Origin of the sequence: Rickettsia endosymbiont of Lasioglossum villosulum (assembly GCF_964026455.1) — a bacterium.
Classification (GTDB): Bacteria; Pseudomonadota; Alphaproteobacteria; order Rickettsiales; family Rickettsiaceae; genus Rickettsia.
This window is the reverse complement of record NZ_OZ032152.1, coordinates 804177-827876: the sequence shown is the minus strand read 5'-3', so window position 1 is coordinate 827876 and position 23700 is coordinate 804177. Positions and strand designations below refer to the sequence as shown.

Sequence of the window (23700 nt, the reverse complement as noted above, 5' to 3'; positions counted from 1 at the left end):
AAGCCGTACATATCAATTAAATATTAGCAAGGTAAGTAATGCACCAAACACGGCAGTTGGCAGCCCTGAAAGAATCGTTACCGGATGCACGAAACTTTCATAAAGCATGCCGAGAATGATATAGATAACTATAACAGCAAGACCTAGTAATAGTCCAAGGTCAGAGAAAGAGGACTGAAACGCTTGTGCTGTTCCTTGAAAACTTCCCGTAATCGTTGCTGGCATTTGCAGCTCTCTTATCGCCTCATTAACTTTCGGAACGGCATCACTGATAGAATAACCATCTTGCAGATTAAACGATACTGTCACTGAAGGTAATTGACCAAAATGTGAAATACTTAAAGGACCAACACTATTAACAATTTTAGCAAGAGTAGTTAGAGGGACTAAAGTGTTATTTACAGAATTAATATTAACTAAGGATAACATTGATGAATCAGTTTAATATTTAGGATCTAACTCTAAAATAATATCATATTGGGCAGTAGGGGTATATAAAGTTGAAATCTGCTCAGCCCCATAAGCAGCATATAAAACATTTTGTATTTGCTCAACCGATATACCTAGCTTTGCTGCTTTATACCTATCAATCTGTACTAAAGTTTGCGGCTGTGACATTTGTAAATCCGAAGTTACGTCTAAAAATCCAGGCGTAGCTGCAAGTTTTGCCTGTAATTTTGGGGAAAAACCAAATAACTCATCCTGATCGAGTCCTTGCAGAGTATATTGATACTGACTTTTTGTTGCCTGCCCGCCAATAGTAATAGTTGGCACATTTTGGATATATACCTTTAAGCCAACTAAATGATTTAGTTTTGAGCGTAACTGGTCAATTACCTCGTCTGCACCTACTCGTTGGTTACGTGGTTTTAGGCTGATAAAAATTGTACCTTGATTAACTGATGAATTTCTGCCTGATACACCAACTGCCGAAAAAAACGACTCTATATTAGGGTTTTTAAGTAATACGTCACTTACTTGTTGTTGTTCTTTCACCATTGCATCAAAGGAAATAGTTTGAGCAGCTTCAGTAAATATTAAGATTTGTCCAGTATTGGAATCAGGCATAAAGCCTTTACGCACTAATCCAAAAAGATAGGCTGTTGCAATAATCACTAGCAAAAATACAAACATAGTAGTTTTAGAATACTCAGCTACTATCTCAAGGCTATTACTATATTTTTGTTTGATATATTCAAAAGCTTTTTCAGTAAGGGGAATTTTGTCATTGCGAGCAGCCATAGGCTGCGTGGCAATCTTGTTTTTTTGTCCTGAGATTGCTTTGTCGCTTTGCTCCTCGCAATGACGTTTTTTTTCCTCATCTTTCAAAAACACATTACATAACATTGGGGTAACAGTGATTGAAATAACCCCTGAAAGCAGGATAGCAGTGGTAATTACAACAGCGAGTTCGTGCAGTAATTTCCCTAAAATACCGCTCATAAATAATATTGGAATGAGTACCGCAGTTAATGACAAAGTCATTGAAACAATAGTAAATCCAATTTCCTTAGTTCCATTAATACAAGCTTGAATCTTATTTTCACCTGCCTCTATATGCATTGTGATATTCTCAAGCACTACTATTGCATCGTCTACCACAAACCCCATCGCAAGTGTTAGAGCCATCAAAGACATATTATCTATACTAAATCCGAAGAGATACATAAAAGCAAAAGTGCCAACTATAGAAGGGTAGGGCGATAGTTGGGATAATCACCGATCTAAAATTATGTAAGAAAAGAAATATTGCAAGTACCACTAATATTAAAGCTAAGATCATCGTAAAATTAGCATCATTTACCGATTCTCTGATAGAAATTGATCTATCAAACATGATATTTATATTAACTCCTTCAGGGATTTGTCTACGAAGTAAAGGCAATACTTCTTTTATGCCATCTACTATCTCAATAGTATTAGTATCGGGTTGTTTTTGAATAGCAAGAATTATCCCCGGCTTATCTCTATACCATGTTGCTATTTTGTTATTAGCAACGCTATCGATAGCTTTCCCAATATTTTTAAGAAAAAGCGGGCTGCCATTACGATAAGTTAGTATTAAATCATTATATTCTTTAGCATTTTGTAGCTGCCCGGGAGCTTGAATGCTTGAGTAAATATCCTTGCCGTATAAAGCTCCAGTTGGTAAATTAGCGTTACTGCTACTGATTATATTAGATACCTGATCAAGCCCTATATTATTTGCTGCCATTTTAACAGGATCAACCTGCACACGTACCGCATATTGCTGTGAGCCATATACTTGTACTTGTGCAACGCCCGGTAACATCGATAAACGTTCAGCCATAATAGTTTCAGCGTAATAATCGACAGTATATAAGGGTAGAGTATCTGACGTTAGAGATATGTAGAATATTGGGGCATCAGCCGGATTTACTTTGCGATATGATGGGGGAGTTGGTAAGTCATTCGGTAATTGTTTAGCAGCAGATGATATAGCAGCTTGTACGTCCTGTGCTGCGGCATCTATATCCCTACTTAAATCAAACTGCAAAGTAATTTGAGTACTACCGGCACTATTAACCGAACTCATTGAATCAATATTGGATATTGTCGAGAACTGCTTTTCAATCGGCAAGGCTACGGATGAAGCCATGGTAGTTGGGTCAGCACCGGGCAAGCTTACCGATACTTGAATTGTCGGGAAATCAATATCAGGTAGTATGCTTACTGGCAGTAATCTATAGCCAAATATTCCAAATAGCAAAATAGTTGCCATGAATAAAGTAGCAAGCACCGGACGTTTTATAAATATTTCTGAAATACCCAATTATTCCTCTTTTTTATAAAATTATACTAGAGTGTCATTGCGAGGAGCGAAGCGACGTGGCAATCTCATGAAGCATCCTGATATTGCTTCGTCGAAACTTGCAGTTTCTCCTCGCAATGACGATAATGGAACACCTAATCGCTTTCTTTAATTACGACTTCCGTATTGTTATTTAATCTTAACTGTCCATTGGTGACTACTATCTCTCCCTCTTCTACACCACTTTTAATAACAACAAAATCATCATTAGAAAAAGCTATTTCTACATTTTTAATTACTGCTTTATTATTTTTATCAACAATAAATACATACGGTCCTTGATCATTGGTTTGTATTGCTTTAGATGGAACTACCAAAGCATCTTTTTCCGTATAGACACTTAAGGAAACACGGACAAATTGACCAGGGCATAATATTTCATCTTTATTGGGTAGGGTTGCTTTAAGTTTGATAGTACCGCTATTAGAGTCAATTGTATTGTCAATGAATACAATCTCTCCATCTGTGACTTCTTGACCATTTGAAGTTTTAACTATTAATGATAAATCAGAATTTTTTTGAGATTTATTGATTTTATTTAAATGCTCTTCCGGTACAGGAAAACTAACATAAATAGGCGAGATAGTGTTAATAGTTACTAAAGTAGTTAAGCCTGCTTGTGCTAGATTTCCTATATCTACATTACTTTCGCTAAGTTTGCCGTCAAAAGGTGCTACTATTTTTGAATATTCAATTTGTAAATTTGCATCAGCAATAACAGCCTTATCACGTTCAACAGCAGCTTTAAGCACGTTCATATTAGTAAGCATCTGTAAATATTGCTCTTCAGAAACAGCATTTTCTTTATATAAATTTCTATATCGTGCTTCTTCTTTAATAGCATTTTCAAGGTTATATGTATCACTTAATAAACTTGCTTCTGCTTGTTGTAATTGATTTTGAAATGGACGAGGATCAATTTCATATAATAAATCATCTGCTTTTACTTCCTGCCCATCATCAAAATTTACACTTAATATTTGTCCAGTAACTTGTGACTTAATATCTGCAGTTTGATAAGTTTCGGCATTACCCGCAAGCTCTATAATATATGGTGCATCTTTTCTAATAACTTTTGTTACTTCAACCGGTGCTGCGATATTGCTTAAGTTATTTTTTTTGTTCCGATGTATCACTAACCAAATTAATAATATTACAAGTAGTACTACTAATATCGTTAATACCAAATTCCGCATTATTATTTTAAGCATTGTTTTATTTGCCTCAATATCTACTTTATGTACTTGTAGACGAATTTTTATTTGGAAAAGAGCAAGGCACTTTGAAGCTTATAACCGCAGCGTATATATAATACGTGAGGATTATAAGCGAAAAGTAACGCCGCCAATTTTTCAAATAAAACGAGTCTACCACTCTCCACCCAACGCATGGAATACATTAACCATACTACTTAACTGTGAAAGCTTGATAGAAACTCCATCTATTTCGTTCTGTAACATATTCTGTTTAGCGGTAAGTACTGTTAAATAATCTATATTACCATGTTTATAACGCTGATTTGCCAATTTAAACACGGATGTTAAAGCTGTTTCATTTTGTCGCCAGATACGAAAATTATCACTCGCTGTTTGCTGAGCTGATAAAGCATCTATAACCTCTCCAAAGGCTGTACGCATAGTTGCTTTATACATAGCTATGTATTGTTGTTTAGTACTTTCCGCAATCTCTACATTAGCTTTAGTTTTACCGAAATCAAAGATAGGACCAGCTATAGTACCACCTATTTGCCAAGTCTCAGCTGAGCTACCAAATAGAGTATTTAACTTATTACTGCCAAAACCTAATAAACCTGTTAAAGAAATTTGTGGGAAATAAGAGGCTTTTACTGCTCTTAAATTGCTATCAGCCGCAAATAAATTCTGCTCTGCTGCCTTAATATCCGGTCTTTGCTCTAAAAGTTCTGACGGCAATATTGATGGTAATACGGGCGGGGTAGGGAAATAGTCTATAGGTTTATCACGATAAACTAAGCCGTTTACTATATTTTCAGGGGAACAACCTAGTAAAATCTTTAAAGCTGTTTCTTGCCCTTGTCTCTCTTGCACTAAGGGCGGAAGCGAAGAGTTGGTAAGAGCAAGCTCGGAAGCAGCTTCACTAACTGATATTAAATCGCCTACACCAAGATCGTATAGCTTTTGAGTAAGCTTATAGATTTCGGTTTGAGTTTCTATTAGTCGCTTGGTTAGATATATTTGTTTATCTAATGCCAGAATATTAAAATAGCTGATAGCAACATTACTTATAACGGTTAGCCGTACTGCTTCCTTGCTATATTCGCTTGCTAGTAAAGTTCTACGGGCTGACTCACTAGCATTAGCAGCTAGCCCCCATAAATCTATTTCGTAATTAAGTACGCTACCAAGCCCAAAATTATTAGAAATTTTTGGCTGATTTGGTTGTTTTAATTGTTTACTGGTTTTTGTGCGGTTTACGCTACCTTGTAAATTAATCTGTGGAAATCTATAAGAATTAACAAGGTTATATTGAGCTGTTGCTATCGCTATATTACTCATTGCAAGTTCAATATCAGAGTTATTAGCTAAAGATTCCTCAATTAAGTTATTAAGTACCAAATCGTTAAATTGTAACCACCATTTAGAAATCTGGTTATTTTGAGGTGTTAATGAATAATTATTCCAACTATTAGGTAATGGTAGGTTAGGGGGGTTATCATGTGTTGCTTTACAGCTGCATAGTAGTAGAAGTGATAGAATTATAATATTTTTGTAAAATGACGTAGCCAATTTTTGAAGTTTAACGAGTATATACATTAAAATAAATTAATATTACTTTAATTTTAATTATGATTCTTTAAACTATTATGTCAATATACTGCAATCTTTTTTCAACTAACTATTTTTAAAGCATGTAATAATGTTACTAACTTCTCTGAAATAACTTTAATATTATAGGTTTGAGTTAGTTTTAGATAAGCTTTTTGGGAAAGTTCTTTTGCTTTTTGTGGGTGGTCTATTAGATACGCAATTTTTTCGGCTAAATCTTCTGCTGATCCGGCTTTGCAAATTAGCCCGTCTTGCATATGTTTTAAGATTTCGCTAGGACCTTCGGTACCTGTACTAACTATAGGCAGACTATTTTCCATTGCCTCAAGTACTATGATGCCAAACGGTTCATGTAGCGATGGGAGGCAAAAAATATTAATTTGTTCAAAAAATTTATCTTTATCATTAACCCATCCTATAAATAATATTTTATTTTGTAAATTAAGTTTATTTACTAAAGCAGTTATGTTATCTTGTTCCTCTCCATTACCACCTATAACTGCTTGAATTTCATAATTTTTATCCTGTAAAATTTTGATACTATTGATAAAAACATCAACACCTTTTTTAGCTACGAACCTTGCTAATACGCCAATTACCACCGGTTTTTTATATGATTTATTAGGAGTAAATTTTTTGGTGATATTTATCATATTTGGCAGGATAAATATTTTAGATTCAGAAAATTTATTTTTTAATAAATGCTCTTTCATATGATGCGTTAGGGCAATAACAAAATCGCATTTAAGTAGTCCCTTTAGGCTATAGTTATGAGCAATTCCAATTAATCTAATATTAGATGTTTTAGCAAGTTTACTAAAATTTATTGCTCTATTGCCATGAGCTATAATAATATCAGGCTTAGTTTTATAGATTATATATTTAAGAATAAGAACTGAAATTAAATCAAAAGGTAATAAATTAGGGAGCTTAAAGCTTTTAGATATAAACGAATTTATTTTTGCTTTATAGGAGGTAATATTTATTACCTCAATATTCTGCATTTTAAGAGCTGTGTTATAGTCTAAAAAAGCTTGTTGTATACCGCCAAGGTCATGACTTAGCATAATATTAAGTATCTTCATTTTTACTTTAATTCCTCAATTTCTTCTTTGCTAAGTTTAGTATATTTTATAATTCTTTCTAAAGGCTCATTATTAGCTAGCATTTCTTTAGCAATATTTATAGCTTTACCATATCCCCCTCTAGCTTCAGCATCCATAATTTTCTGCTCTTCTACAGCTAAGTTATCCATTTCAGTTTTTACCATTTTCTCATAGGTGTTGAGATCTTCTTCAGACCAACTAGCTTGATCTAAAGCGTAAAAAGCTTTTTTCATGATAAGATCATGACCTATTAAATGCTCCATTTCTTCTAATGTACTTTGATGTGCATGTTTAAAGAAATATACCCATTTTTCTTGAAGATTCTCTAATTGGTCTAGTTCTTTATTAAACTTTTCTAGCTCTATAAAAATAAAGTAAAAGTCTTGTAAATCATTCTCATAAGTTTTAGTATCAAGTAGCCTATGGTTTGATCTCCAGTCCTCTTTATTTGGGAAAAGGATAAAATCGGCAATGGCTAGGAATATGACGCCTTTTAGCTTGGCATATACTGCCATTTTTTTGTGATGTTCATCCTCTTTGATTATTTGCCTTGAATAGGCTTTTGCAGCATAAAGTTGGGCTCTTTTTTCAAAACCTGGATGTTTACTTATCTGCATCTCTACAATAAATTGCGTGCCGTTTTCATCTTTGCACAATACGTCAACAATAGATTGTCTATAAACTGCAATATCAGGGTCTTGATTGGTTTTTAAAAAAGTAACTTCTTTAATTTTTTCTTCCCCTGTATAACCTAAAATGTCATTTAAGAAATGGATAAGTATGTCCTTATTCTTTTCAGTGCCGAAAATTTTTAAAAAGGCATAATTATTTTTAGGATCTAAGAAACGTGAAAGTAGCATTTGAAATCTATTTTTATATATAATAACTTCATTATAGCAAATTCCAAGAAATTTGCTATAATACAATCTTAAATATTAGAATTACATTATGAGTAGTAAGATTAACTTTGTAAAAATGCATGGTCTTGGTAATGATTTCGTTATTATTAACAAGAAAGATTTAACTGGTACATACGATTTATCACAACTGGCAAAGAGTATGGCAGAACGTCATTTAGGTATTGGATGCGATCAATTTATTATCTACGAAGAGCAAAATGATTCTTATGAAATGATTATCTATAATATTGATGGTTCTAGTGCTAAATTATGCGGTAATGCTACAAGATGTTTAGCAAAATTGATCTATCTTGATACAGGTAAAAAAGATATTACTGTAGTAGTGGGTAATAAGAAATTACTGTGTAATATTATCGATGAAAATAATATTAGTGTTAATGTAGGCGGGGTTAGTTTTAATGAATCTTGGATGCCAAGTCGTGATAAGATTTGGGAGTTTGCTGAGCGTTATATGATTGATTTAAAGGAAACTATTTGTGTTGATGTCGGTAATCCGCATTTGGTTATTTTTAGTAAGCTAGAGCTGCAAGATCAAAAAATTGTCGGTGAGAAATTACAGGATAAAGATTTGTTTATAGACGGCGTTAACGTTAATTTTGCTGAGGTTAAAGATAATAAAATTTACTTGTCGGTTTGGGAGCGTGGAGCAGGGCTAACGCTTGCTTGTGGTAGTGGAGCTTGCGGTAGCTTTGCTGCTGGTTTAAAGCTCGGTTTTATTCACTCACCATGTGAGGTGGTATTTAAACATGGTAGCCTTATTATGAAAGAAGAAAATAGTAATATAATAATGCAAGGACCGGCTACGATGGTAGCTCAAGGGGTATATTATTGTGAGTAATCTAAAGCAAGAAATAGTAACATTTGGTTGCCGCCTTAATATTTATGAAAGTGAGATAATAAGAAAAAATCTTGCAGCTTCAGGGCTTGATAATGTTGCAGTATTTAATACTTGTGCAGTAACTAAATCTGCTGAGAAACAAGCACGAGGAGCTATTCGTGCAGCTAAAAAAAATAATCCTGATTTTAAAATTATCGTCACTGGTTGTAGTGCTCAAACTAATCCTAAAATGTATGGCGATATGCCGGAAGTTAACAAGGTTATAGGTAACGAAGAAAAGCTGCTGCCAAGTCACTACCAAATTAATGATGAAAAAATAGTCGTTAACGATATAATGTCAGTAAAAGAGACCGCAAACCATCTAATTAGTAGTTTTGATGGCAAATCTCGGGCTTTTATTCAAGTGCAAAATGGTTGCGATCATAATTGTACTTTTTGTATAATTCCCTATGGTAGAGGTAGAAGCAGGTCAACAGCGATCGGAGCTATAGCTGAGCAGGTGAAACATTTAGTATTAAATGGCTTTAAGGAAGTTGTTTTTACTGGTGTTGATGCTACAGCTTATGGTAGTGATTTACCAGGAAGCCCAACTTTTGCCCAGATGATTAAGCGTGTTTTGAATCTAGTGCCTGAGTTAAAAAGGCTGCGGCTATCTTCGATAGATGTAGCCGAAATAGATGACGAGCTTTTTGAGCTTTTAGCCTATAATGAAAGGATAATGCCCCATTTTCATATTAGTTTACAAGCAGGTGACGATATGATATTAAAGCGGATGAAAAGACGGCATAATAGAGCTAAAATAATCGAGTTTTGTAACAGGCTGCAAGCAATTAGACCTGAAGTATCTTTTGGAGCTGATATTATAGCAGGTTTCCCGACAGAAACGCCTGAAATGTTTGAAAATACTAGGAAGTTAATTGCGGAAGCTGAGCTGCAATATTTACATGTTTTCCCATATTCTGAGCGTGAGGGAACACCGGCGGCTCGTATGCCCCAAGTACCGAAAGCTATTAGAAAAGAAAGAGCTGAAATTCTAAGACAAGAAGGGCAGATACAATTAGCTGAGTTTTTCAAGAAGCATATAGGGCAGAAAGTAGAATTGTTGGTAGAGAATAATAACATCGCCCACACTGAGAATTTTATACCGGTAAAGCTAGACGAACCACTAGAAATAGGGCAGATATTTAAAGCAAAGCTGGTGGGTGTGGAAGATGGGTGTATGAAATGTATACTCGTTTAATTTGAAAAATTGGCTACGTCGTCCTATAAGTACTGCGGTGCTCACGTATTAAGTATACGCTCCGCTCCTTGTCTTATGGACTCCTTGCTCTTTTCCAAATTAAACTTCGTCTACTCGTGCAAAAAATTAAAAAGCAAGTAAGAAAATCATGGATAATATAGAAACAATATTAAGGCTGGCTAAAGAGAAGATTTTGTTAGTTCAAAGTCTAAAAATTTTACAAGAATATAAAGTAGAGTTTTTAGGTAAAAACGGCATAGTTACTAATGAGCTTAAAAAATTAGGTTCTTTAAGTGAGCAGGATCGTAAAGAATTTGGCTTAAAAATCAATAAGTTAAAAGAAGAAATACAGAATATAATAAAAGCCAAAGAAGAAATTCTGGAAGAAGAGGAATTAAACCTTAAGCTCTCTAGCGATAAAATTGATTTAAGCTTACCAGCAAGAAGATATAAGCAAGGTTCAATTCATCCAATAACTCAGTGTATGGAGGAATTAATCCAAGTATTTGCTAAGTTTGGTTTTTCGATAGAAAGCGGTCCGAATATTGATAATGATTTTCATAATTTTACTGCTCTTAATTTTGAGGATGACCATCCTGCAAGGCAAATGCATGATACTTTTTATTTAAAAGGTCAGGAAAATGATAAGCCTATGTTACTTCGTACTCATACCTCCACAGTGCAGATTAGGGCTATGAAAAACGGCAAACCGCCTTTTAGATTTATAGCACCAGGTAGGACTTATAGATCGGATTCTGACATGACTCATACGCCGATGTTTCACCAAATAGAGGGGCTTGTTATTGATAAAGATATTAATATGGGACATTTAAAATATGTCATCACGGAATTTATAAGATGCTTTTTTGAAAACTCGAGTATTGAACTACGTTTTAGACCAAGCTTTTTCCCATTTACTGAACCTTCAGCCGAAGTTGATATCCGGATGAGTAAAACCGATAAATGGCTTGAAGTTTTAGGATGCGGAATGGTTCACCCAAACGTACTTAAAAATGTCGGCATTGATAGTATCCAGTATCAAGGCTTTGCTTTTGGTCTTGGGGTAGAGCGTTTTGCGATGTTGAAATATAATATTAAAGATTTAAGACAATTTTTTGAAGGTGATGTGCGTTGGCTGAAACATTATAGCTTCTCAAGCTTTGATATACCAAATTTAGCAGGAGGGCTTACGAAATGAAATTTACCTTATCATGGTTAAAACAGTTTTTAGATACATCAGCTTCGGTTACTGAAATTGCCCAAAGCCTAACTGCTATTGGGCTTGAAGTAGAAGAAATAATTGACAAAGCGGCAGATCTACAAAAGTTTGAAGTAGCATATATAGTAAGCACTAAACCTCATCCATCAGCCGATAAATTAAAGATTTGTGAAGTTGAAACCAAGAACGGCAATTTGCAAATAGTTTGCGGTGCTAGCAACGCTAGAGCCGGTATTAAAGTAGTGCTAGCTAATATCGGTGTTGAAATTCCCAATGGCAAATTCAAGATTAAGGAATCTAACATTAGAGGGGAAAAAAGTTGCGGTATGCTTTGTTCTGAAGAGGAATTATTGCTTGCTTCTGAATCCGAGGGCATTATGGAGTTACCTAAAGATGCCGTAATCGGTAAGTCTTTTACTAAATGTTACGGCTTAGATGATCCGGTATTTGTTATTAATGTCACTCCTAATCGTGGGGATGCTTTGGGGGTTTACGGCATCGCAAGAGATTTGGCAGCTAAGGGAATAGGAACACTTAAAGAGTTAGAAATTCCCAAAGTGAAAAGTACATTTAGCTCTAAAATAAAGCTTAATATAAAAGATAAAGAAGCTTGCCCGTTATTTACGTTCAGAGAAATACGAAATTTAAAAAATAAACCAAGTCCTGACTGGCTTCAGAAATTGCTTAAAAATATTGGTGTAAAGCCTATATCAAGCATAGTTGATGTGACAAATTATATGTCCTATAGCTTCGGTCAGCCAATGCATGCTTATGATGCGGATAAGTTAAGGGGGGATGTTAGTGTAAGTCGTCATTGCGAGGAGCATAGCTTTGATGCAATCTCAGGACAACAAAACGAGATTGCCGCGGCTGCTTTGCAGCCTCGCAATGACGCATTCCACGCCCTGAACGATAAAAAATATCTACTTAATGAAAATGATCTAGTTGTAAAAGATGAAAATGGCGTGCAAGCTTTAGCTGGTATCATTGGCGGACTTAGTAGTAGCTGTGATAGTAATACAACTAATATCTTACTAGAAGCTGCTTGTTTTAATGCTAAGATGGTTGCAGCGAGCGGTAGGCGACTACAAATTGATACTGATTCCAGATATCGCTTTGAGCGTAATATTGATAGAAACTTTACCGAAAAAGCTTTAAATATAGCAACTGATCTTATTTTATCAATATGTGATGGTGGTGAAGTATCAGAAATAGTAATATCTGGGGAAAAAGAACCAGCAAAGAAAACGTTGGATTTTCCAGTAGATTATCTAGAAAAAATCACCGGAATTAAATTAAATATCAATGAGATAGAGGTAATTTTAAATAAACTTGGATTTGTAACTGATGTCAAAAATGAAGTGATAAAAGTAACTCCTCCGTCTTGGCGTCATGATATAAATATTTTAGAAGATTTAGTAGAAGAAATAACCCGTGTTTATGGTTATGATAAGATAGAGAGCATAAAACTACCGGAATTAGAGCAGGATAATAGCCGCTTAAGAGATCATAAAAGGATATCTAGTTTTAAAAGGATACTTGCAAGCAAAGGTTATGATGAGGTAGTTACCAACTCGTTTATGAATAGCAAGGACGCTAAATTATTTACTGAGCTAAAAGATGAGCTATTTTTGCTGAATCCTATAAGCGTTGAGGATGATTATATGCGTCCTACTATCGTGCCGAATTTACTTGATATAGTTCGAAAAAATCTTGCACGTTCTATAAAAGATATGGCTTTTTTTGAAGTCGGTCCAAATTTCTTAGATTTGAATAACGAAGCGACTTATTTAACAGCAATTTTAACCGGTTCATATAATAATAAAAACCCTCATTCGATGGGGCGTAGCTATGATATTTTTGACCTTAAAAGTGATCTAGAAACTGTTTTTGATTATGCCGGTTTATCTATAGAGAAGTGTATTGTATCAAATCATGCTACACCTTTATATTATCATCCGACTAGATCGGTAAATTTAGCCTTGGGGAAAAATTTATTAGGTCACTTTGGGCAGATACATCCTAAAATATTAAAGCATTATGATATTAAAGAGGAAGTATTTGCGTTTGAATTAAATATAACGAATTTACCTATATCTAAAGCTAAATTCGGCAAGAGGGATGAATTTATAATATCCGATTATCAAGCTAATTTTAGAGATTATGCATTTGTTGTTGACGAAAATCAACCAGTTGGTGAAATAATGTCATACATAAATAATTTTAATAAAAAGCTTGTCAAATCAGTTATATTATTTGATATTTATAGCGGTGATAAATTACCTAAAGGTAAAAAATCTATTGCAATTAGAGTAGGGCTTCAAGCTGATGATCGCACTTTAAATGAAGATGATTTAAATTCATTCAGCAAAGATTTAATTGCCAATATTGAGCAGAAATTTCAAGGAACATTAAGAGTGTATACGTAGATAGAACTTCAAAAATTGGCTACGTCGTATTATAAGATCTGCGGTGCTCACGTATTATATATACGCTCCGCTCCTCGCTTTATATACTTCTTGCTCTTTTTGAAGTTGATCTTCGTCTACCAATTCTTTTATTTATTCGGAGTATAATAATATGTTAAAGGTAATAGTTGAGACAAAAACATTAGTTCAAGCACTCGGTTTTGCAAGTTCTGTTGTTGAAAAACGTAATGTAATATCCGAGCTTGCAAATATTAAACTATCGGCAAAGAACGGGCTGTTAGAGCTTAGCTCTACCAATATGGACTTATATTTAAGCCAAAAAATAGGAGTGCAGGTAGTAAGTGAGGGTGAGCTTACTGTCTCCACTAAAACTTTAAATGATATAGTTAGAAAGCTTCCTGATTCAGAGCTTACCTTAACTGATTTAGGTACTACAGGGCTTGAAATAACAGGAAAAAATTGTCGTTTTAATCTATTTACTCTGCCGGTAGAGTCTTTTCCTGTGATGGATAATATTAATCCGGAAGCTAGCTTTAAAATTTCTTGTGCTGATTTTGCTAAAATAATCGAATCAACGAAATTTTCGGTTTCTTTAGATGAGACTCGATATAATCTAAACGGCATTTATTTGCATGTAAAAGATAGCGAGTTTTATGCTGCAAGTACCGATGGGCATAGACTTTCTGTTTCATCTGTAGCGTTAGCTGAAAAAATAGAGGATTTTGGTGTTATATTACCGCAGAAGAGTGCTGAAGAGATTTTAAAGATAGTAAAAGATTCTAAAAATGCAAATGCAGATATAGAAATACTTTTAAGTAGTAACAAAATTAAGTTCATATGCAATGAAAATGTTATTATGCTATCAAAACTAATTGATGGTACTTTCCCTGATTACAGTAGCTTTATTCCAGAAAATAGCAGCTCAAAACTAGTAATTAACCGCAAAATATTTGCCGATACTATCGAGCGAATAGCAATAATAACAGTTGAAAAGTTCAGAGCTGTGAAACTATCACTATCTACCGAAGCTTTAGAGATCAGTGCAATAGGGGAAGCACGAGGAAATGCAAAAGAAGTTATTAATTCTTCAAAAGAGACAGAAAATCTTTATGAGTATAGTGGTGAAACTAATTTAGATATAGGCTTCAATCCGCAATATTTAGAAGACGTTCTAAAAGCTATAAAATCAGATTTAGTAGAGCTATATTTCTCAAGCGTTTCAGCTCCTGTACTCATTAAATTCCCTGAAAGCCCTAAGGATATATTTGTAGTTATGCCCGTCAAAGTATAGTGTAGTCGTTTAATTTGAAAAATTGGCTTCAGCTATTTTATAAAGCCCTATACAAGCGAATTTTGCAGGATTCGCCTTTGCTCACGTACTAAGATGTACGTTGTGCAGGCTCACCTTAAAATTCATCTTGTCTAGAACTTTTAAAATACGCTGATCATTTTCTTTTGCTGATAATCCTCACGTACTAGTATATACGCTGCGGTTATCAACTTCAAGACCGATTCCTCTTTTCTAAATTAAACTTCGTCTACCTTTTCCTTATCATCTAGTTGCTTGGGAACTAGATCCAGAAAATAATAAAAAATACTAATTTTATTAGTATTTTTAACTGGATCCCGTGAATAAATCATGGGATGACAGAGGGGAGAATGATCCACACAGGCAATGCCTATGCGGAAATGACCTCAGAGCCATGCAACAAATCTTTTGTGGAATAACGTAGTTAATTTTTCAAATTTTATAACCATATATCGGATTGGTCATAACTATTTCGATATTAATGTCGAAATGGTCAACATATTTTTTTTAATTATCTAATTTGGCTAGATCTTTTCAATTGGGTTTTTGTTAAGGATTGTTGTGGTAAAATATTGTTGCCGTCTCTTGAGTTTATACTAATAATTTTTACTGGAATTGCTTTTGCAATAGCTAAAGCTTTTTGTAATACTTCATTAGGTATAGTTTCTTGGTTTAGTTTTCTAGGTATATTGCTAAATCCTATATTGTCTTTTTGATGATTTTCTAAGGCTTTTTTTAGACTTTCTTCATGGCTAGAACCAACATTAGCAATTATATTATATCCTTTACTACGAACCTCATTAATGACATTCGTCATATATTGTTCTCGGTTTTCATTCTGAAGCTCAGAAGTCTTACCATACTCTAGGTTTTTCCCCTCTAAACTTATAACCTTAACACCATGTTCTTTAGCTGCTTTATATAAAAGTGCATCTTGAAGTATTGGTGTATTCTCTAACTCTTTGGGTAATGTTATAGAATTATCAGGATTCTTTTCGTTATGCTCTAATATGTTTGCTAATTTTATTACATCTTTCATGCTCAGATTATCACCATACTGCTTACGCTCAATCGCTATAACAGTGTTTTTATCAATTACACCTTTTTGAATTTCATCAATTAATGTTTGAGTATTATCTTTGTGATCTGTTAAATGATCTTTCTCACCTCTTACTTCTACTTTACCGGCTTCTGCTGACTTTTGAGCATCTATTGCTTTAAAATCTATATTAGCTGTAATTACTGCTTCTCTATCAAATTTGTTTAACAGTTCTTGGTTACTATTTTCAGTAATCAAACGCTCGGTTAAATTATATTTATTATTACCATCAAGTTCGGCTTGTAATAAATTAGCAAGGTGTTTTTTCTCAGCTTGAGTAAGATTAGTATCAGAATTATTAAATCCTGATTGAGTACTAGGGGAGGAGAAAGGAGAAAACTCATCAATTTGTGCTGCACTAGGTGAAATTGGACCTTTTGTATGGGGTACTTCACTTTCATAACCTAAATCTTCTTCATCATTTTTAGAAGTAGTAATTTTATTAGCATTTTTATTTAAGCTTTGTAAATATTTGATTGGATTAAAATCCAGTATTTGTTGAGTACTAGCATCAGGACCTGGAATAACCATTTCCTCATTATCTTGTTGAGGTGAATTATATGGACTTAATTCAGGCGAAATTTTTAAATTTTGTGTTTGTGTCTTACTCTGATTATCTAATAATGGTGATCCAACGTCAATATCTGAACCTTGATCTAGTAAATCACTAGTTCTAGGTTTTTTATTTGTTGTGTCGTTGTTATTAACATCTATATCAATATTCTTTCTCTTATTTTCAGAAATTGTAAGTTTACCTTGTAAATCCTCAATTTCTTGGTCTTTAATTTGAAGTTGAGCATTTAGTTCTGCTAATTTTTTCTCGAGTTCTTCATACGCTGCTGTAGTTGGTGCTTTAGGAATAAGCGAGGAAGTAGGATTTTTATTTTTTTTAATTAAGTTATTTCTTTTTGGGTTATCTTCCGATTCACTTGCAGAATTGTATGCGTATTGCATGGCAAATTTTGGTTTCTCATGAAAAGGTGCTGCCGGATCTTCTTTTTGTATTAACTCTATTTTTTGACCATTTACTTTTAACTTATTCTCAGCTATCTTACTATACCGTAAAGTGCTATATTTGCCTCTTCTGGGGTTAGTTTTTTATAAATGTCATATGCTTTGTCACCAAGAAAAGCTTTTAATTTTATGTCATCATTTTTTATGGTATTTACTACAGACCATTCAAATCCTTCCCCATGTCCTCCTCTAGTAGGATCAATATTAACGCTATGTTCTTTACCGTCACTCCCTTTAATCTTAAATTCTAAATTTGAGTTATTTATTGCTACATCACAACTCGTACAACAAAGTTTAGATAATCCTATATATATTTTTTTATTTAATTTGTTATTAGGATCCCTGCTTCTTTTTCTTAAATAATCAACAATTCGCATTTCAGCATGTCCTTTATTGTCTAATGGACCATCATATATCAATGTATAAGGAGGTTCTTTTTCAAATGCTTTAGTAATTGCTAAATTAAATTTTCTTTTTTCAGGAGTATCAGGAGTTAAAGCATCTTCTAATTTCATTAAATCTTGTTTAGCTTTAAAAGCTGCTGCAATTGCTGGGTTATCCTTTATATTATCCTTTATTTTCTTAAGGTCTTCTTCATCTCCATTATAAATATATTTGAATATATGTGTTTGATCACTATTATTTTCATAATAATGCTGTGCAGCTTTAAGAAATAATTTTTCTCTTTTTCCAGCTAAATCATGTGCCTCAGCAAATTTTATTGCTTCAATTTTTTTAGGATCACTTTTTGTAGTTTTTCCTTTCGACATATAAGTAATATTTTTTAATTGCTTGAATTTTTAAGCGAGGAAATTTACTTAACTAGGAGTTTAAACTAGGTGAGTATTTATTAATAAAAATAAATTGAATAGATACTTAAAAGTTAAATCAAAAATACAAATTTGTAAATATTAATCTAAATAAAAAGTAATATTATTTAATAAATCGTAACTTTTAAGTTACTGAATATTAAATATGCTAGGAAGTGTGGTATAAGAATTAATAATTTTAGTTTTATAGTAAGTATTGTTGCCTAAATAATAAAAAAATATCCTTATTCATTGCTTTAATGAATTTTATTTATATATAATTGAATTAACTATAAATCATAAACTACAAATATGAAAAATATTTTTTGTAAATTTACATTTACCATCTTGTTATATTTAATAAATTTTCAGGTGATTGCAGCAAATTTTAATGAAAAAATACCATTATATTTTAAGCTTGATAATGAAAATTTGCTTGCCGGTCAGAATTCTTTAAATATTAGTTTATGCGATACTAGAATTAAAGATTGGTGTGCCAAGCCACAAAGAAATACAGGAGTTGAGGGACAAAAAGTAAATGAGTTTTTAACGATTACCCCTGAAATTAAAGGGGAATGGCGATTTGACTCATGGTATAATATAAGCTTCATTCCTGAAAGCAACTTTCTTGCTAATCAAACTTATAAAGTTACTGTTAATACTAAAGATTTCTTCCCAAGTTTTATCGATTTTAAAAGCAATATCATAAACTTCACAACTTTGCCGTTACTTCCTACTATTAAAGAGATGAATTATCTACAAGATAATATCGATATTTCCAAAAGATTTGTTCAAGCTAGAATAGCATTTAATTATCCTATAGACTCTAAAACTCTTGAAGAAAGAATTGAGCTTACAAAAATTTCAACAAAAGAAAAACTACCTTTTTCTATTACTTTCAACCAAAATAAAACTGAAGCTACTATTATTGCTAATATAGAAACTCTTACTAATAAGGAAGATATAGTATCTATTGAATTAAAAGATGGCGTTAAGCCATTATATGGTGGTGTGGATTTCGCTCATAAAAATGTTGATTTACAAAATAATAAACCATCAAATAGCATAAAATATTCTTATAAGGAGCAGGTATTAATTCCCAGCTTATCATCATATTCAAAAGTGACTAATGTTACCGCCACAACCGTTAAAGATGAAAAATTAAAGCCTCAGCAAATAATTGTAATTACTACAAACACATCTGTTTTAGGTGAAGAACTCAAAAAACATTTAGAGCTATTTTTATTACCAAAAGACAAGCCAGCTTTTTTAGGAGTAACAAATAAAAAAGATTATAAATGGCAAAGTCCAAAAGAAGTAACCGATGATATTCTTAAATCTAGTGAGAAAATAAATTTTGAGCTGCTGCCATCGGTGCCAGAAGTTAGTACCATGCATAGTTTCAAGGTCAATACTATTTCTGCAAGATCCCTACTTGTTAAGGTAAATAGCGGGATTAAAGCATCAGGAGGTTTGATGCTTGGTAGCGATTATGCTCAAATAGTGCAAATACCTGAAAATCTTAGAGAAGTTAAATTAATGTCTGACGGCTCTATTCTCTCATTATCAGGTGAAAAAGTACTGCCTGTTTATTCTCTTGGGATAGATAAATTATATTTAGAGATTGATAAAATTAATCAGCAGGAAATAAATCACTTGATTAGTCAGACAAATAGATATAACAGTTTTGGGAACCCAACTTTCATAAATGAATATTCTTTCAATGAATATAATATTTCAGAGGTGTTTCAAGAAGAGGTAATAATTAACTCTGAAAATTTAAATATACCTCATTATACTGATTTAGATTTTAGCAAATATTTTAATCTAGAAGCTAAAGGCAGTTATTCTAAAGGTTTATTTTTGACAAAAGTTTTTGCTAAAGATAATCAAGGTAATATAATTTCTCAAGATAAAAGGTTAATTCTAGTAACTGATCTTGGTCTAATAGTGAAAACCGATAAAGATGGAACACATAATATATTCGTTTCATATATTAGTAGCGGTAAACCAGCAAGCGGGGTTAAAGTTGATATTATAGGGCTTAACGGTGAGGTAATAGAAAGTCAAGAGACAGATAGCAACGGGCATGCTGTTTTATCTAATGTTAAGGATTCTAGTAAAGAAAAAACGCCTGTAGCTTACATATTAACCACAAGCGATGATTTCTCATTTATGCCCTATGGAAGAGTTGATCGCCAAGTTAATTATTCTCGTTTTGACGTATCAGGAGTAGTTAGTTCTGATCAAGGACTAAAGGCTTATCTGTTTTCTGATCGTGGAATTTATAGACCAGGAGAACACGGACATATAGGTATTATCCTAAAGCAAAACGATTGGCAAGGAAAATTTGACGGGTTACCTCTAGCGGTAGAGGTAACTAATCCTCGTGGGCAAATAATAGATAAAGGTAAGATAACATTAAATCCAGATGGATTTACTGAATATTTATTTACTACATATGAGGAATTTTTAAGTGGTACATATAATGTAAGTTTATATTTAGTGGGGAATAAGGGTGATAATAGTTATCTCAATAGTATAAGTTTAAGAGTTGAAGATTTTCAGCCTGATCGCATGAAAATAAACATAAACTTCAATAACTTAAAGGATGAATTATGGACAAATCCTAAAGACCTTAAAGCAAATGTTAATCTTATAAATCTTTATGGTACGCCGGCAGGAAATAGGAAAGTTAGCGGATATATCGATATTAGACCAACACAATTCTTTGTGCCTGCTTTTAAAGATTATAAATTTTACAGCAGTAAAGAAAATAAAGAATTTTTTAGTGAACGCTTAGGCGATATTACTACCGATTCTAAAGGGGATGCTATTTTTACACTGAATCTTGAAAAATATTATAATGCTACTTTTAATTTGACACTTTCAGTAGATGGATTTGAGCCTGATTCAGGAAGAAGTGTAAATGCAAATAAATCCATCATAGTTTCACCGCTAGATTACATAATAGGCTTTAAAAGTGATAGTGATTTAAAATATATCAAAAGAGGAACTACTTCAAAAATAGAGTTCATTGCTATATCAAATAAAGCAGATAAAGTAGCAGTTCCTGATTTGAGTCTTACTTTAAAGAAAATTAATCATGTAAATAATTTAGTTGCTGATGGTGGGGGTAATTATTCCTATAAATCAGTTCCTATTGAGACGAATATATCTTCTGATAAAATCGATATTACAGCAGAAGACGGCTTTGTTTATAATATATCTACTAAAGAAGCAGGCGATTACGTTATTTATTTAACAGATAAAGATGGAACTATATTCGCTCAAAGCGAGTTTTCGGTAATAGGTGAGGGCAATGTTACGGCTAACCTAACTGAAAAGGCTAATTTAACAGTTAATCTTGATCAAGATTCTTATGAAGCTGGTGATACGATTCTTTTAAATATTATTACTCCTTATACAGGATATGGATTAATTACTATTGAAACTGATAAGATGCATAATTTTACTTGGTTTAAAACAGATGAAAATAACACTATTCAGGAAATCAAAATACCTAATGACTTTGAAGGCAAAGGATATGTAAACGTACAATTCGTTAGGGATCTAGACGCTAAAGAAATATTTATGTCGCCATTTAGTTATGCAGTAGTACCTTTCACCTCTGATGTACATAAACATAATCAAGAAATTGAACTAGCACTTCCTACAAAGATAAAATCAGGTGAGAAACTAACAATTAATTATAGTACTAAAAATCCTGGTAAAATTGTAATATTTGCCGTTGATGAAGGAATATTATCGTTTGCTGGTTATCAAACACCTGATCCACTTAATTATTTTATAGGTAATAGAGCCCTTGAGGTAACCACATCACAAATTATGGATTTAATATTGCCAGAAAGCTCATTTTTAATGAAAGCTATGGCAGCACCTCCAGGTGATTATGCTATGGATATTAGCAGAAACCTTAATCCATTTAAAAGAAAAGATCAGCCTCCCGTAGTATTCTGGTCAGGAATTTTAGATGCAGATCTTGATAAAAGAGAAATTAAATTTGATATTCCAAGCTACTTTAACGGCACTTTAAGAGTTATGGCAGTATCAGCAAGTCTTGAAGCTGCTGGAGCTTTCAAATCTGATGTTTTAGTACAATCAGATATTATTATTACTCCAAACTTACCTTTATTTGTAGCTCCAGATGATGAATTTACAGTACCGGTAACAATATTTAATAATTTAAAAGATTCAAGAAACGCTCAAGTTTTTGTAAATATTGAGACAAGCAATGGGCTTAAAATCCTAGAATATCCTAATGAAATACAGATTGATGAAAATAAAGAAGCTACTATTAATGTTAAATTAAAAGCAACAGATAAGCTTGGTTCGGCTGACTTCAAGGTTACAGCTTCTATAAATCACCTTAAACCTGATATTATCTCTTTGGCTGTAGTACATAGCTCTGAAATTACCACAACAACTAGCGTACGTCCGCCTATGCCTAACGTTACAACAGTTGATACTGGCTTTGCTGCTGGTAATAATATTACTTTAAAAATCGCAAGAGATTTATATCCGGAATTTGCTAAATTACAAATTTCTGCTTCTAAATCACCGCTTGCTATTATTTCTGGTTTTAGAGATTTCTTAAATAATTATCCTTATGGCTGCACTGAGCAATTAATAAGCCAAAATTTTGCTAATGTTTTATTATATGATCAGCAAAATCTAGTTACCATACTACAAACAGATCGTAAGAAAATGGATGAGTCATTATCTAAAGCTTTTCAAATGCTATCAGAACGTCAAAATTATGATGGTGGGTTTAAATATTGGAATAATGTTAGCGATAATTCTGATCCATTCATTTCTGTTTATGCTATGCATTTTTTAACCGAAGCAGCTAGTAAATATTTAGCCGTTCCTAGCGATACATTCAATCAAGGTATATATTATTTAGAGAATATGGCGAATAGGTCTATTAGTTCCTTAAATGAAGCCAGAGAAAAAGCCTATGCCGTTTATATTTTGACTAGAAATAATGTGATTACCACAAGCTATATCGCAAATATCTTAAAATATTTAGAAGAATATCAACAAGATAAATGGCATAGTGATTTAACTGCTGTTTATTTAGCTGCTAGCTATAAAATGCTACAAATGAATGAAGAAGCAAATAAATTATTAGATAAGTTTACGTTAGATAAATCTACAATATTAAAAACAGATTATCTATATTATAGTCCGCTAATAAAATATAGTGAGTATTTATATCTGATCTCTTTACATTTCCCTGAAAGACTAAAAAGCTTTGATCAGAAAGTTGTAGAGGATATAGCAAATTTTGCTAAAGATAATTATAATACTCTATCAGCAAGCTACGCAATTATGGCAAGTATTACTTATGCTGATAAAATAAATAACGCAGATGAAAATACTATTAAAGTAAATTATTCTAACCAAGAAGTTGTTTTAGAAAATAACAAAATAATGCAAGCTAGTTTCCTAATAAATGAAGCTAAAGAAGTTAATTTAACTTCAACAAATAATGGCTTTTTCTATCAGCTTTTAACTTCAGGGTATGATAAAGTTTTAAAAGAAAATAAAGAGATTGTAAAAGGTATAGAGATAACTAAAAAATATCTGGATGAGAATAATAAAGAGATAAATAAAGTAAAATTAGGTGATAATGTCACAGTAAAAATTACTATGCGTTCTAATAGTACTAATGCCTTAAATAATATGGTGATCCTTGATTTATTACCAGCAGGCTTTGAGCTTTTACCAGATAATAATATAAATATTTTAGAACTTGATAAACAGGCAATGATTTGGAGACCGATATATACAAATCGACGTGATGATAGAATAATGATTTTTGGCACTATTCCTAACCATGAAATGACTTATCAATATAAAATTAAAGCCATCAATAAAGGAATATTTACACTTCCTGCTATTTATAGTGAATCTATGTATGACCCTAAAACTTACTATAGAGGAGTTATAGGTAGTATTATTATAGAATAATTAAATTATTAATAATTGCTAATAATTATCATCTAAGGTTATTAAAAATAATTAACCCCCATCCTTGACTTTTTTCAATAATT

The 23700-nt window shown here is 32.7% G+C and carries 12 protein-coding genes and 1 pseudogene; 6 read left to right on the top strand and 7 right to left on the bottom strand.

The window, feature by feature from the left end:
- Positions 1–12 precede the first annotated feature (12 nt).
- The 5 genes and pseudogenes from AAGD49_RS04050 to AAGD49_RS04030 form a co-directional block, all read right to left on the bottom strand.
- Positions 13–2743: pseudogene (locus tag AAGD49_RS04050) on the bottom strand (efflux RND transporter permease subunit).
- Positions 2744–2928: 185 nt separating this feature from the next.
- Positions 2929–4044, bottom strand: a complete 1116-nt coding sequence (locus AAGD49_RS04045; RefSeq protein ID WP_341788022.1) for an efflux RND transporter periplasmic adaptor subunit — start codon at positions 4042–4044, stop codon at positions 2929–2931.
- 156 nt (positions 4045–4200) lie between these two features.
- Positions 4201–5625 carry a TolC family protein gene (locus tag AAGD49_RS04040; RefSeq protein ID WP_341788021.1) on the bottom strand — a complete coding sequence of 475 codons (1425 nt, stop codon included), beginning with the start codon at positions 5623–5625 and terminating at the stop codon, positions 4201–4203.
- 74 nt (positions 5626–5699) lie between these two features.
- The gene (locus tag AAGD49_RS04035) at positions 5700–6722 is read right to left on the bottom strand and encodes a glycosyltransferase family 4 protein (RefSeq protein ID WP_341788020.1); all 1023 of its coding nucleotides are present in this window, start codon (positions 6720–6722) and stop codon (positions 5700–5702) included.
- A gap of 2 nt (positions 6723–6724) precedes the next feature.
- On the bottom strand, positions 6725–7603 hold the full coding sequence (locus AAGD49_RS04030) for an Rpn family recombination-promoting nuclease/putative transposase (protein ID WP_341788019.1): 879 nt from the start codon (positions 7601–7603) through the stop codon (positions 6725–6727).
- An 88-nt stretch (positions 7604–7691) separates the two neighbouring features.
- Here AAGD49_RS04030 and dapF point away from each other — a divergent pair, with 88 nt between their 5' ends.
- From dapF to dnaN, 5 genes are all read left to right on the top strand, one after another.
- Entirely contained in the window at positions 7692–8501 is an 810-nt protein-coding gene (gene dapF, locus AAGD49_RS04025) for a diaminopimelate epimerase (protein ID WP_341788018.1), read from the top strand.
- The gene (mtaB, locus tag AAGD49_RS04020) at positions 8491–9741 is read left to right on the top strand and encodes a tRNA (N(6)-L-threonylcarbamoyladenosine(37)-C(2))-methylthiotransferase MtaB (protein WP_341789222.1); all 1251 of its coding nucleotides are present in this window, start codon (positions 8491–8493) and stop codon (positions 9739–9741) included. Before dapF ends, mtaB begins: the two co-directional genes overlap by 11 nt.
- 148 nt (positions 9742–9889) lie before the next feature.
- A complete protein-coding gene (pheS, locus tag AAGD49_RS04015; RefSeq protein WP_341788016.1) occupies positions 9890–10939 on the top strand; it encodes a phenylalanine--tRNA ligase subunit alpha in 1050 nt (349 codons plus the stop codon).
- The gene (pheT, locus tag AAGD49_RS04010) at positions 10936–13389 is read left to right on the top strand and encodes a phenylalanine--tRNA ligase subunit beta (RefSeq protein WP_341788015.1); all 2454 of its coding nucleotides are present in this window, start codon (positions 10936–10938) and stop codon (positions 13387–13389) included. Before pheS ends, pheT begins: the two co-directional genes overlap by 4 nt.
- 151 nt (positions 13390–13540) lie before the next feature.
- Positions 13541–14680, top strand: coding sequence for a DNA polymerase III subunit beta (gene dnaN / locus AAGD49_RS04005; protein ID WP_341788014.1), 1140 nt, complete (start codon positions 13541–13543; stop codon positions 14678–14680).
- A gap of 529 nt (positions 14681–15209) precedes the next feature.
- Here dnaN and AAGD49_RS04000 read toward each other — a convergent pair.
- Both AAGD49_RS04000 and AAGD49_RS03995 read right to left on the bottom strand, forming a co-directional pair.
- Positions 15210–16751, bottom strand: coding sequence for a hypothetical protein (locus tag AAGD49_RS04000; protein WP_341788013.1), 1542 nt, complete (start codon positions 16749–16751; stop codon positions 15210–15212).
- A 92-nt stretch (positions 16752–16843) separates the two neighbouring features.
- Complete coding sequence (locus AAGD49_RS03995; RefSeq protein ID WP_341788012.1) at positions 16844–17581, bottom strand: hypothetical protein; 738 nt, start codon at positions 17579–17581, stop codon at positions 16844–16846.
- A 351-nt stretch (positions 17582–17932) separates the two neighbouring features.
- On the opposite strand from AAGD49_RS03995, the gene AAGD49_RS03990 reads away from it, so the two are divergent.
- The gene (locus AAGD49_RS03990; protein ID WP_341788011.1) at positions 17933–23617 is read left to right on the top strand and encodes an alpha-2-macroglobulin; all 5685 of its coding nucleotides are present in this window, start codon (positions 17933–17935) and stop codon (positions 23615–23617) included.
- Positions 23618–23700 lie beyond the last annotated feature (83 nt).

Excerpts from the sequence above, each read along its gene's own strand:
- AAGD49_RS04045 (WP_341788022.1), bottom strand. The coding sequence starts at position 4,044 with ATGCTTAAAATAATAATGCGGAATTTGGTATTAACGATATTAGTAGTA.
- AAGD49_RS04040 (WP_341788021.1), bottom strand. The coding sequence starts at position 5,625 with ATGTATATACTCGTTAAACTTCAAAAATTGGCTACGTCATTTTACAAA.
- AAGD49_RS04035 (WP_341788020.1), bottom strand. The coding sequence starts at position 6,722 with ATGAAGATACTTAATATTATGCTAAGTCATGACCTTGGCGGTATACAA.
- AAGD49_RS04030 (WP_341788019.1), bottom strand. The coding sequence starts at position 7,603 with ATGCTACTTTCACGTTTCTTAGATCCTAAAAATAATTATGCCTTTTTA.
- dapF (WP_341788018.1), top strand. The coding sequence starts at position 7,692 with ATGAGTAGTAAGATTAACTTTGTAAAAATGCATGGTCTTGGTAATGAT.
- pheS (WP_341788016.1), top strand. The coding sequence starts at position 9,890 with ATGGATAATATAGAAACAATATTAAGGCTGGCTAAAGAGAAGATTTTG.
- pheT (WP_341788015.1), top strand. The coding sequence starts at position 10,936 with ATGAAATTTACCTTATCATGGTTAAAACAGTTTTTAGATACATCAGCT.
- dnaN (WP_341788014.1), top strand. The coding sequence starts at position 13,541 with ATGTTAAAGGTAATAGTTGAGACAAAAACATTAGTTCAAGCACTCGGT.
- AAGD49_RS04000 (WP_341788013.1), bottom strand. The coding sequence starts at position 16,751 with ATGCAATACGCATACAATTCTGCAAGTGAATCGGAAGATAACCCAAAA.
- AAGD49_RS03995 (WP_341788012.1), bottom strand. The coding sequence starts at position 17,581 with ATGTCGAAAGGAAAAACTACAAAAAGTGATCCTAAAAAAATTGAAGCA.
- AAGD49_RS03990 (WP_341788011.1), top strand. The coding sequence starts at position 17,933 with ATGAAAAATATTTTTTGTAAATTTACATTTACCATCTTGTTATATTTA.